The organism is Actinokineospora inagensis DSM 44258, assembly GCF_000482865.1.
Lineage (GTDB): Bacteria > Actinomycetota > Actinomycetes > Mycobacteriales > Pseudonocardiaceae > Actinokineospora > Actinokineospora inagensis.
The window spans coordinates 55,067-66,366 of record NZ_AXWW01000051.1 but is presented as its reverse complement, the minus strand read 5'-3'; the positions used below and the strand labels follow the sequence as shown (position 1 = coordinate 66,366).

At 71.2% G+C, this 11,300-nt stretch carries 7 protein-coding genes; 2 read left to right on the top strand and 5 right to left on the bottom strand.

What is annotated here, in order from left to right:
- Window positions 1-613: 613 nt before the first annotated feature.
- Together H504_RS0119560 and H504_RS0119555 are read right to left on the bottom strand one after the other, a co-directional pair.
- Window positions 614-4,606, bottom strand: coding sequence for a type VII secretion protein EccC (locus H504_RS0119560; protein WP_026424153.1), 3,993 nt, complete (start codon window positions 4,604-4,606; stop codon window positions 614-616).
- A 59-nt stretch (window positions 4,607-4,665) separates the two neighbouring features.
- The gene (locus H504_RS0119555) at window positions 4,666-5,040 is read right to left on the bottom strand and encodes a hypothetical protein (protein ID WP_026424152.1); all 375 of its coding nucleotides are present in this window, start codon (window positions 5,038-5,040) and stop codon (window positions 4,666-4,668) included.
- A gap of 136 nt (window positions 5,041-5,176) precedes the next feature.
- Between H504_RS0119555 and eccD the strand changes: the two genes are divergently transcribed.
- Entirely contained in the window at window positions 5,177-6,574 is a 1,398-nt protein-coding gene (gene eccD / locus H504_RS0119550) for a type VII secretion integral membrane protein EccD (protein ID WP_026424151.1), read from the top strand.
- Window positions 6,571-8,004 carry a type VII secretion-associated serine protease mycosin gene (mycP, locus tag H504_RS35980; protein ID WP_051386044.1) on the top strand — a complete coding sequence of 478 codons (1,434 nt, stop codon included), beginning with the start codon at window positions 6,571-6,573 and terminating at the stop codon, window positions 8,002-8,004. The genes eccD and mycP overlap by 4 nt, the downstream gene beginning before the upstream one ends.
- 16 nt (window positions 8,005-8,020) lie before the next feature.
- Here mycP and H504_RS0119540 read toward each other — a convergent pair whose 3' ends face one another.
- The 3 genes from H504_RS0119540 to eccB all read right to left on the bottom strand — a co-directional run bounded on the left by H504_RS0119540 (window position 8,021) and on the right by eccB (window position 11,292).
- A complete protein-coding gene (locus H504_RS0119540; RefSeq protein ID WP_051386043.1) occupies window positions 8,021-9,268 on the bottom strand; it encodes a WXG100 family type VII secretion target in 1,248 nt (415 codons plus the stop codon).
- A 3-nt stretch (window positions 9,269-9,271) separates the two neighbouring features.
- A complete protein-coding gene (locus tag H504_RS0119535; protein WP_051386042.1) occupies window positions 9,272-9,586 on the bottom strand; it encodes a hypothetical protein in 315 nt (104 codons plus the stop codon).
- Window positions 9,587-9,663: 77 nt separating this feature from the next.
- Window positions 9,664-11,292 (bottom strand): type VII secretion protein EccB, encoded by a 1,629-nt coding sequence (gene eccB / locus H504_RS35975; protein WP_051386041.1) that lies wholly within the window; start codon window positions 11,290-11,292, stop codon window positions 9,664-9,666.
- Between the last annotated feature and the right edge of the window lie 8 nt (window positions 11,293-11,300).

The following is an 11,300-nucleotide window of genomic DNA, read 5'->3' as shown; positions in this document are numbered from 1 at the left end:
TCTCGGGGGCATGAGGGCCTACGCGGGGACTCTGGGCCTCGGCTTCGCCTCGAGACTCGGCCTTGTCGCCTTCGGCGACGCCGGCCATTGGCGCCAGATTAAAGCTGGGGTGCCCGTTGTGGTGAAGTTGTTTTGTTTGGGGCCCCTAGCGGCAGCCTGGGTAAGGCTAAAAGGCGGGGCCACTGGAAAGCGTGGCCTTCCCCGCCGGCCGGCTTAGGCCCCCGCTCCCCCCAAACAAAACAACTCCACCACAACGGGCGGTTGGCATCGGCGGGTCCCGAGGCGCGCGGCGCCGGTGTGGCGCTTCGTCGATCAGGGCTGGGTTTTTGGGCGCGCGGCGCAGGTTGGTGGGCTTCGTCGATATGGGCGTTGGCTTCGAGGGGTGCGGTGCGGGGGTGGCGCTTCCTCGATGAGGTGTGGGTTTTTGGGCGTGCGGTGCAAGAGTGGGGCTTCGTCGATGCGGGGCGGGGGTTTGGGGTGCGGGGGGGAGGCTGGTCGTGGTGGGTTCTCGGGGGGTGGTTTGGTTGGGGGTGCCGTGGTTGGGGTGGGAAAGGGGTGCCCAGGCACAACGGTGTGCCTGGGCGGGGTGGGGGGCGCCGTGTGGGTGGGGGTGTTAGTCGGGTTGGATCCAGGCGAGGTGCATGAGGGCTTGGCCTACTTTGCGGCTGACCAGGGTGCCTCGGCCGGGGGGTTGGGTGGAGGGTTTTACCGTGCCGAGGAGGGCGCCTTCGTCTTTGTTGCCGCTCATGACGATGCCGGGGCTGGCGATTTCGCGGAGTTTGCCGAGGACGGGGTCGAACATGGCTCGGCTGGCGCCGCCGGTGCGGCGGGCGGTGATGACGTGCAGGCCGACGTCTTTGGCTTGGGGGAGGAACTCGGCGATGGGTTGGAGGGGGTTGTTGCCCTGGGTGGCGACGAGGTCGTAGTCGTCGACGATGACGAAGAGGTCGGGGCCTTTCCACCAGGAGCGGTTCTTCAACTGTTCCTGGGTGACGTCGGGGCCCGGTAGCCGCTTCAGCATGGAGCCGCGGACGTCCTTGATCATGTCGCCGAGTTGGTTGGACGACACGGCGTAGCCGAGGAGGTGGTCGCTGTTGATGAAGCCGAGCATGGTGCGGCGGTAGTCGACCAGGATGATGACGGCTTCTTTGGGGGTGTAGCGGTCCATGATGCCGCGGACGATGACGCGGAGCAGGTTGGTCTTGCCGGACTCGCCGTCGGCGAAGGCGACGAAGTGGGGTTCGGCGTCGAGGTCGAGGTAGACCGGGGCGAGGTCGTTCTCGTCGACGCCGATGGGGACGAGCCTGCTGTCGCGGCGCTGGTCGATGGCGAGCAGGTCGTCGTAGGGCATGAGCTCGGGCAGCAGGCGGACCTTGGGCGCGGTGCGGCCCCGCCAGGCTGACTTGATCTTGGCGACGGCGTCCTGCACGCCACCGGCGACGTCCTCCGGGTTGGGGGACCCGTCGACCCGGGGGAGGCCGGTGAGGAAGTGCAGCTTGTCCCGGGACAGGCCGCGACCTGGCCGACCGGCGGGCACGTTGACCGCCACCCGACGGTCCACATCGGACTCGCTCGGGTCGCCGAGGCGGAGTTCGAAGCGGGTGCCGAGCAGGTCCTTGAGCGCGGGGCGGATCTCGGCCCAGCGGTTGGCGGCGACGATCACGTGGATGCCGTAGGACAGGCCCTGGGCGGCCAGGTTGACCACCAGCATCTCCAGCGCCTCGAACTCCTGGCGGAAGTTGAGCCAGCCGTCGACGATGAGGAACACGTCGCCGAACGGGTCTTCCTTGAGCTCGCCGCGGCGCTTGCGGTTGCGGAAGTCGGTCATCGAGTCGATGCCGAGGTCGCGGAAGCGCTGTTCGCGTTCGGTGACCAGGCCGGTGACCTCGGCGACCATCCGGCGCGCCTTGTCCGGGTCGATGCGGCCCGCCACCCCACCGACGTGCGGGAGACCCTCCAGGGTGCCGAGGGTGCCGCCGCCGAGGTCGAGGCAGTAGAACTGGACTTCCTCTGCGGTGTGCGTCAACGCCATGGACATGACCAGGGTGCGCAGCATCATCGACTTGCCGGACTGGGGGCCACCGGCGATGGCGGCGTGCCCGGCCGCGCCGGAGAAGTCGGCCCACAGCAGGTCGCGGCGCTGCTCGAACGGCTTGTCGATGATGCCGAGCGGGACCTGGAGCCTGCCGTTGCCGTAGAAGCCGACCGGGGACAGGCCGCGGTCCTCGGTGGGCTGCAGCGGCGGGAACAGCGTGTCCAGCGAGTTGGGTTCGTGCAGCGGCGGCAGCCACACCTCGTGCGCGGGTGGGCCCTGCCCGACCAGCCTGCCGACGATCACGTCGAGCTCGCTGGCCTCGGTGCCGCCCTCGGGTTTCTTCTCCTCCCGGACCGGCTCCAGCGGCGTCTCCGGTTCCTTCGGGATCTCCACGTAGTCCGGCACGAACAGCTTGGCCCGGCGGTCCCCGCTGACCGCGATGGCCGGACCGGCGGCCTGCATCCCGGCGGGGCGGTACGGACCGGACACGTACGCGGCCTTGAACCGCACCATGGTGCTCGTGTCGAACTTCAGGTAGCCGGAGCCGGGGATCGACGGCAGTTCGAACGCGTCCGGCACGCCGATGGCGGCGCGGGACTCGGCCGCGGAGAACGTCTTCAGGCCGATCCGGTAGGACAGGTGCGAGTCGAGGCCGCGCAGCTTGCCCTCCTCCAACCGCTGCGACGCGAGCAACATGTGCATCTGCAGCGACCGGCCGAGCCGACCGATGGCGACGAACAGGTCGATGAAGTCCGGCTTGGCCGAGAGCAGTTCGGAGAACTCGTCGACCACGATGAACAGCGCGGGCAGCGGGTCGAGGTCGGCGCCGTTCTCGCGCGCTTTCTCGTACTCCCAGACGTTCTTGAAGTTGCCGCCGTTCTTCAGCGCCTCCTGGCGGCGGTTCATCTCGCCCGCCAGCGCGTCCTTCATCCGGTCGACCAGGGTGAGGTCGCCCTGCAGGTTGGTGATGACCGCGGCGACGTGCGGGGCGCTGTCCAGACCGAGGAAGGTCGCGCCGCCCTTGAAGTCGACCAGCACGAAGTTCAACGTGGACGACGAGTGCGTGGACAGCATGCCCAGCACCAGGGTGCGCAGGAACTCGGACTTGCCGGACCCGGTGGCGCCGATGCACAGGCCGTGCGGGCCCATGCCCTCCATGGCGGCCTCTTTGATGTCCAGCTCGACGGCCTGGCCGAACTCGCCGACGCCGAACGGGACCCGGTAGCGGTCGCGCACCGGCCGGGGCCGCCACGCCTGCTGCACGTCGAAGGTCATCGGGTCGCCCGGGATGCCGAGCAGTTCGAGCAGCGTCGGGTTGGACAGCAGCGGTTCCTCGTCGCCGGAGTCGGCGGCGGTGGCGCTGAGCCGGTACGGGGACAGCTTGCGCGCCAACGCCTCCGCCTCGGCGACGGTGAGCGTGTCCGGCGCGGCGAACCACTCCACTCCGGAGGCGCTGCGGGCGCCGAGCCGGTCGGCCTCGACCACCAGGCGCAGGCCGCGCCGGGCGGTGAGGTTGCCGAGGCACTCGGACAGGTCGAGCAGGGTGACCCCGACCAGGCCCTCCTCCAGGATGATCTGTTCCTCGCGGGTGACCTCGCCGTCGTCGATGACGATGACCACGTGCGGCTGGTCGGGCTGCGGCGGGGCGTTGCGGGTGAACCGCTGCCGGTCGCGCAGCTCCTCGTCCAGCCAGGACTCGATCTGGGCCAGCGAACCGGCCATCATCCGCAACTGGCCGATGCCGTCGACCAGGGTGGGGTGCTGGACGTGCGGCAGCCACTTCGCCCATTCCCACTCGGCCTTGGCCTTGCCCGAGGTGACCACGGCGATGAGCACGTCGTCCGGGGTGTGGAAGGTGACCAACTGGGCCAGCAGGGCACGGGTGAGGCCGCGGGTGAGCGCCTTGTCGCCCGCGAGGCCGACGGCGGCGAACCCGCGCACGGCGACCTGGATGGGCAGGTCCGGCACGATCGAGTGGGCGCGGACGAACCGGCGCAGCGCCAGCGTGGCGATCGGCTCCAGCTCGTCGACCGGGCCGGTCTGCGGCGGGACGAGCCGGGTGGCCAGCCGCTGCGAGCCGCGGCCGACGCGCAGGTGGCAGAAGTCCGAGTCGGCCTGGCGGCGCTCCCACATCCGCCTGCTGGTGGCGATCGACCACAGCGCCTGCGGGTCCGGGTGCGTCCACTCCAGGGAGGCGCGCTGGTCGAGCGCGGCCTCGCGGGCCCGGTCGCGCATCTGGCCGAGGTAGCGCAGGTAGTCCTTGCGGTCCTCGTTCATCTCGGCCTTCTTCTGGCCGCCGCCGCGCCCGCCCATGCCGCCCGCCATCATGCCGACGGTCGACATCAGGAACATGCCGCCGAACAGGAGCGAGGTGGGGTTCTTGCCGCCCACCATGAACATGAACACCATCATGCCGACCGAGGCGACGATCATGACGCCGGGCAGCAGCTTCATCACGATGTTGCCGGGGATGACCCTGGGCACCTCGGGCGGTGGTTCGAGGTGGACCTCGCCGCCGGGCTGGCGCGGCGCGGCGAGTCGGGGCGACCGCTTGAACTGCAGCGTGCTCACCGGGTGGACACCTCTCCGAGTAGTTCTGACGTTCGACGCGGATTGACCCGCACGGCAAGCTACCGGACCGCTCGCCGGTTCCCGGCCGGTTGACCGGGGCGCGCACCGGATAACGAGATCCCGGCGATGGCGGCGACCGCGAACACCGCGCCCAGCACGACGGCGAGCGCGCCCGCGCCGGTGATCGCCTGCAGGTAGGTCAACCCCACCGCGACGGCCACCACGAGCACGCCCCCGGCGAACCGGCCCGGCCCACTCGCCCGGCCGCTGACCAGGAACACCACGGCCTGCACCAGGTACAGGCCACCGAGGACGACCCGGCGGGTGGACCCGGTTCCGGCGGCGAACGGCGCGGCGGTGATCGCGAGCGCCAGCACGACCAGCGCGCCGGGCAACAGCCCGGCGAGCACCGCGCGGACGTCCTTCTCGACCACGGCCGACCCCCTTCGTCACCGAGTTCCACGGAACCGGCGCGTCCCGTGATATCGGTGCGGCCATACTAGGACCGATCCCGGGTCGACCGGGGTCGGTCCGTGCAGGCCTGTGGACAACTCACGAGGGGGCTGGCAAGTGGCAGCCGGGACGACCGTCTTCAGCCGGGTGACCGTGGTGGCGCCGAGGACCCGCATCGATGTGGCCCTGCCAGCCGACGTCTCGGTGGCCGACCTGCTGCCGATGCTGCTGGAGATGGCCAACGAGACCACCCCGGACGGTGGCGCGCGGCACGGCGGGTGGTGCCTGGCCAAGCTGGGCGACAGCCCGCTGGACCCGAGCCGGACGCTCGGGTCGCTCGGTGTCGTCGACGGCGACATGCTGCAGTTGCGCAAGCGCGCGGAGAACCCGCCGCCACCGCTGTACGACGACGTGGTCGACGCCATCGCCGAGTCCACGCCGGACAGCTACCGGCCGTGGACGAAGGAGACGGCGAACCGGATCGGGCACATCGCGGGCGCGCTCGCGTTGCTGGCCGGGGCGTTCGCGGTGCTGATGGCCGGTCCACTGTGGGGCGGGTCGAACCTGGGTCCGGCGATCGCGGCGGGCGCGGGCGCGGTGATCGCGGTGGCGCTGGGCGCGGTGCTCGCCCGCGGCTACCAGGCCCGCACGACCGGGGTGCTGGTGGCGGCGGCGGGCGGGTTGCCGCTGGCGTTCGTCAGCGGGTTCTCCATCGTGCCGGGCGAGCCGGGTCGGCCGAGCCTGCTGCTGGCCTCGGCGCTGGTGCTGATCGTGGCGTCGGCGTCGATCATGTTGATCGGGGCCGGGGTGACCACGTTCGTCGCGGCCGGGTCGGCGGCGGCGCTGGGGGTGATCGCGTTCGCGGTGGCGACGCTGATCGACCACCCGGCGGCGGGGATCGCGGCGGGCGCGGTGGCGGTGGCGCTGGGCGCGCTGTCGGTGCTGCCCCGGTTGACCATCCAGTTGGCCCGGTTGCCGCTGCCGAACGTGCCGGGCAGCGCGGAGGACCTCAAGGAGGACACCGGGTTCCCGGACTACCGGTCGATCGAGCGGCGCGCGGGTCTCGCGCACGAGTACATGACCGGCATGATCATCGGCTGTGGCGCGGTGACCGCGATCGGCGCGATCGTGTCCGCGGCGGCGCCCGGCGCGTGGGGCGTCGTGCTGGGCGCGGTGGCGGTGCTGGTGCTGCTGCTGCGCGCCCGTACGTACGCCAACGGCAGTCAGGCGATCGCGCTGCTGGCGACCGGGATGCTTGGCACGGCGGGGATCGTGCTCGGCTGGCTGTTCACCGCGGACACGTTCTCCCGGCTGCTGTGGGTGTTCGGCGCGCTGGTCCTGCTGGCCGCGGGCGCGTTGGTGCTCGGCGTGGTGTTCCCGGAGCAACGGTTCTCACCGCCGTTGCGGCGCACGGTGGAGATCTTCGAGGCGGCGTGCATCACCGCGGTGTTGCCGTTGGCGCTCGCGGTGATGGACCTGTACTCCGTGCTGCGACACGTGACGTTCCACTCATGAGGGCACCGGTACGGCTCGCCGCCGCCGTGGGGGCGGCCGCGTTAGCCGTCGCGCTGCCCGGCCCGGCGTCCGCACAGCAACCGTCCACACCATCGACGCCAGACCCGGTGGCGTCGATGGCGAAACCGCCGCCGCTGCCCGCGACCGTGGCCGTCCCGACCGGCAACGACCCGGACACGACCTACACGTTGGTCAACAACTGCATCGGCTCGCTGAACCAGGGCGTCGACCTGAAGAACAAGCCGTGGGGCCAGTTGCAGTTGCGCTTCGACGACCTGCACCAGTTCGCCACCGGCAAGGGCGTCACCGTCGGCGTGATCGACACCGGGGTCAAGCAGCACCCGTACCTCGGCGGCCGGGTCCAGCCGGGCGGCGACTTCGTCATCAAGGACAAGCAGGGCCTGGAGGACTGCGACGGGCACGGCACCGAGGTGGCGGGCATCATCGCGGCGAACCCGCCGGCGGGCGGCGACATCGGCTTCCGCGGCATCGCGCCGGACGCGACGATCCTGTCCATCCGCCAGTCCAGCGGGAACTACAAGGGCAAGCGCGGCCAGGACGGCAAAGAGGACACGGCAGGCACCCTGGAGACACTGGCGAAGGCGGTCGTGCTGGCCGCCAACGAGGGCGCCCGTGTGATCAACATGTCGGTGGACAACTGCCGACCGGTGTCCCAGGGGTCGATCACGCCCGCCGAGCAGCAACTACAAGCCGCGCTGCGGTACGCGTTCGAGCAGAAGGACGTCGTACTCGTGGCCTCCGCCGGTAACACCGGCGAGCACGGCTGTCCGGACCAACGAAACGGCGTAGACCCGAACAAGCCCACGTACATCGTGACGCCGCCGTGGTTCTCCGACTACGTGATCTCCGTGGCCGCCATGTCCCGCACCGGCGACCCGGCGGACTTCTCCGTGCAAGGCCCCTGGGTGACCGTCGCCGCGCCCGGCACGGACATCATCTCGCTCGACCCCGCCACCAACGGCCTGGCGAACATGCAGGTGCTGCAGGACGGCAAGCAGGTGTCCATCCAGGGCACCAGCTTCGCCGCGCCCTACGTCTCCGGCCTGGCCGCGCTGATCCGCGAACGGTTCCCGAACCTGACCGCGAAGCAGGTGATGGACCGGATCAAGCTGTCCGCGTCGCACCCCGCCGCCCCCGGCGGCCGGGACAACGCCGTCGGCTTCGGAATGATCAACCCCATCGGCGCGCTCACCACACTCATCCCGAGCGAACAGGGCGTCCAGCCGGACACCGCGCTCGACGTGAAAGCCACCCTGCCCGCACCGGAGGCCAAGAACTGGGTCCCGATGCAGGTCGCCCTCATCGGCGCGGGCGGCGGCGTGCTCCTCCTGCTCATCACCCTGTTCGTCATGCACACGATCCGCCGCAACCGCCCCGGCGCCAAAACCGACATCCGCGGCATGGCTTGAACACCAACGGGATGACTCAATCCTCGCCGATGACTGGGGGTGAGGATTTGGTGGGTTTGCCGAAGATCTCCTGGGGGTCGCCGGTGACGCGGGTGCGGCGTTTGTGTTCGGAACCGCCGGACTGGCCCATGCCGCCCATGCCCATCGGCATGCCGCCCATCATGCCGCCGCCGGGGCCGCCGGAGGAGGAAGCGGCGGCAGGCGCGGCAGCGGGCGGCATGCCCGCCGGTTTGCTGGGGGCCGCCTCGCCGACGGAGACGTAGGCGCCCTCGCCGGGTTGTTGGGATGTGCCCGCGGCGCCCGCACTGCCCGCCGAGGCGCCACCGATGCCTGCGCCCGAGTAGCCGCTGGAGAAGTCGGCGCCGCCGGAGGGCGAGCCGCCGAGGTCCGCGGTCGAGGGGATGGCGGAGGACGGGATGGAGGCGCCGGGTGGGGCGGTGACCGCGGGGACGTCCGGGATCGCGGCGGTCCAGTTGTCGGTGGGGAAGGTGTGCGCCATCGTGATCGGCTCGAAGACCTTGCTGCCGTCGATGCCGTCGCAGAGCTTGACCAGGGCGTCCATGATCTGCCGGACCGACTCGAACAGGTCGCGGGTGGGGCCGGTCATGGTGCCCAGGTACTGGCGGGTGCGGTCCTCGCCGCGGCCCGGCTGGGCCATCGCCTGCGAGGTGTTGTGCGCGACCTCGGCGAGCAGCCCGGCCATCTCGGTGACGATCTCGCGCAGGCCGTCCGCTGTCGTGTCGAGCACCTCGCCCATGCCGATCATCGCGTCGGACATGTCGTTGCCCGCCAGGCCGACCCGGCTCATGTAGTCGATGAACGAGTCGGCGTCGGCGCCCTTCCAGGCGGCGTCGAGGCCGCCGAGCGGCTTGGTCAGCTCACCCACCATGACCTCGGTGACGGCGCCGACCGAACGCCAGCGGCCCGCCTCGGCGTGCAGTTCGCTCCACCGGCCGACCACCGGCGCGAAGTACTCCTCGACCGGGTCGGGCACGCCCAACTGGCGGCACAGCTTGCTCAGGTAGTCCAGGTAGGTGGCCACGTTCGACTGGATGTCCGTGCCGTCCAGGCCGCCGTGCGGGGACAACGCGGGCGCCGCCTGGGCCAGTTCCGGCTGACCCCACCCGGCGCCGTCGCCGTCCGGGGCGGCGGTGGCGGCCGCGTCGCCGGACGCGGTGGCCAGCGCGGGCTCCCGCGGTGTCGGCTGCCAGTCGTCGGTGGTGGTGACGACCGGGTTCCAATCCCAGTCCTCATCGGTCGGCATGGCTCACCCCTGCCCGCTGCGCGTGATGGACTGGGCCCCGTCGTCGTCGGAGACCCGGTGCTTGTCGGCGATCTGGGTCAACGCGGCGGACGCCGCGTGCAGCGCCTCGACACCCCGGGCGAGCTGGCCGCGCAACAGCTCCGACGCGCGCGTGTACGACTCGGTGACCCGGGTGGTGCGGCCGAGCGAGCCGAACGCCTCCGGGGTCAGCGGGGCCGTGCGCAGGACGTCGGCGCCGTTGCCCAACTCCTCGGCCGCGGTGGCGACGGTGGTGGCGTACCCGCCGATCCAGGCGGGATCTACCTCGATGGCAGCCATGCCGACCTCCCGGTCGTCGCTTCCGGTGCGGGGTGGACGCGGGCCTTGGACGCGGGCCGGGGCCGACCGGTTCCGACTCAGCCGCCGCCGTTGGGCGCGGGCTGCGGAGTCGTCGACGGGAACTGGCCGGGCGCGGCGGGCACCACGTCGTAAGTCTGCAGCACGTCGCGGGTGTTCAGCGATGCCCCGTTCGGCAGCAGTCGCACGATCGCGTCCGGGGCGGGTAATTGGTTGTCCAGACCGAGCGCGACCGCGGTGCGCTTGTCCGGGACGCCGAACTTCACGCCCCGGTCGGAGATCAGGTAGATCGGGCCGGTCGAGAAGTCCTGCGCGGAGGTCGCGCCGCGGACCACGGCGGCCCGGCCCGGCGGCATGTAGAAGAAGTCCAGCCGCTGGCCGTCCGCGCTGGGGGTGCTGATCGGGATGGACGCCGCCTTGCCCGCGGCGTCGTGCGGCAGCGGCAGGTCCTTGCCGACGTGCACCTCGGTGTGCTGGTCGGCGTTGGAGCCCGCGCCGACCACGTCCCAGCCGAGGCAGGCGACCGGGTAGTTGGCCGGGCTGAGCACCTCGGGCACCACCTGCGGGAAGGTGCGGTCGTCGACCGGGGTCTTGGAGATCGCGGTCGGGATCTGGTCCGGGCGGACCTTGGTGATCTCCGCGCCGCCCTCGGTGGTGGTGAACCGGATCAGGTCGGCGGTGGTCTTCTTGATCTGCTGGACGCCGTCGGCGAGCAGCACGTAGTAGTCGGTCTCGCCCGCGCGCTCCACCTGGACCACCGAGCCGACCGGCAGGGCGTTCATGCTGTCCGCCTGGCTGCGGCCGCCGCGGCCGGGGATGTCCGGCGGGGCCAGCTTCGGCGCCTCGGGGATGGCGTTGAGCAGGCCGGTGGTGATGTGCCGGACCGAGTTCTCGGCCAGGTTCAGCGCGGAGCGGATGTTGCCCTTGCTCATGTCGACCTCGGCGCGCACCGTGTTGGCGTTCTTGATGTTCGCCGACGCCGGGGTGCGGTACACCAGGTAGACCTTCTTCGTGTCCGACTGGACCAGCAGCGCCTCGTTCTCGGCCAGCTCCGGACCCAGGTCCTTGACCCCGGCCGCCACGGTGGTCTGGATCTTGTTCTGGCCCGCCGGGTCGTTCAGGCTCTGGTCGAGCTGGTACTGGTCGCACACGGCCCAGTCGCCCGCGACCCGCTGGCCCGCGGCGGGCAGCAGTTGCGGGCCGTCCTGGATGCCGGTGAGCCGGTCGCGCGGGATGTCGACCAGCTTGTCGTCCGGGACGATCTCGGCGTCGGCGGGCCCGGTGGCCGCGCCGCCCCCGTCGGTCTGGCCGCCCTGCTGCTGGTTCTGGCTCTGCTGACCGCCGGAGCGGGCGAGCAGCAGCAGCCGCGCGGACGCCAGGTTGAACGTCGGCACCAGCACCCGGCCGCGCTCGGTGTTGGCGAGCAGCACGTAGACGGCGCCGGACGGCTGGCCGATGACGATGCCGGAGTCCTTCGGCAACGACGGCGCCGGGCTGAGCAGCCCGTACACCAGGAAGCCGACCATGCCGACGGCCGCGACGCAGACGCCGACGATGGTGGCCCTCGAGTGCGTGCGCATCGGGTCGTGCAGCATGACGGCGTCCTTGCGGACCAGCGCCGACTGCATCCGCCTGAGCACGAAGCGGTACGCCTGGACCTGGGACTTGGTGGTCGGTGTTGATGGCATTCTCGGCC

What these genes read in the sequence shown, in the direction of transcription:
- H504_RS0119540 (WP_051386043.1), bottom strand. Translation starts at nt 9,268, where the DNA reads ATGCCGACCGATGAGGACTGGGATTGGAACCCGGTCGTCACCACCACC.
- eccB (WP_051386041.1), bottom strand. Translation starts at nt 11,292, where the DNA reads ATGCCATCAACACCGACCACCAAGTCCCAGGTCCAGGCGTACCGCTTC.
- mycP (WP_051386044.1), top strand. Translation starts at nt 6,571, where the DNA reads ATGAGGGCACCGGTACGGCTCGCCGCCGCCGTGGGGGCGGCCGCGTTA.
- H504_RS0119535 (WP_051386042.1), bottom strand. Translation starts at nt 9,586, where the DNA reads ATGGCTGCCATCGAGGTAGATCCCGCCTGGATCGGCGGGTACGCCACC.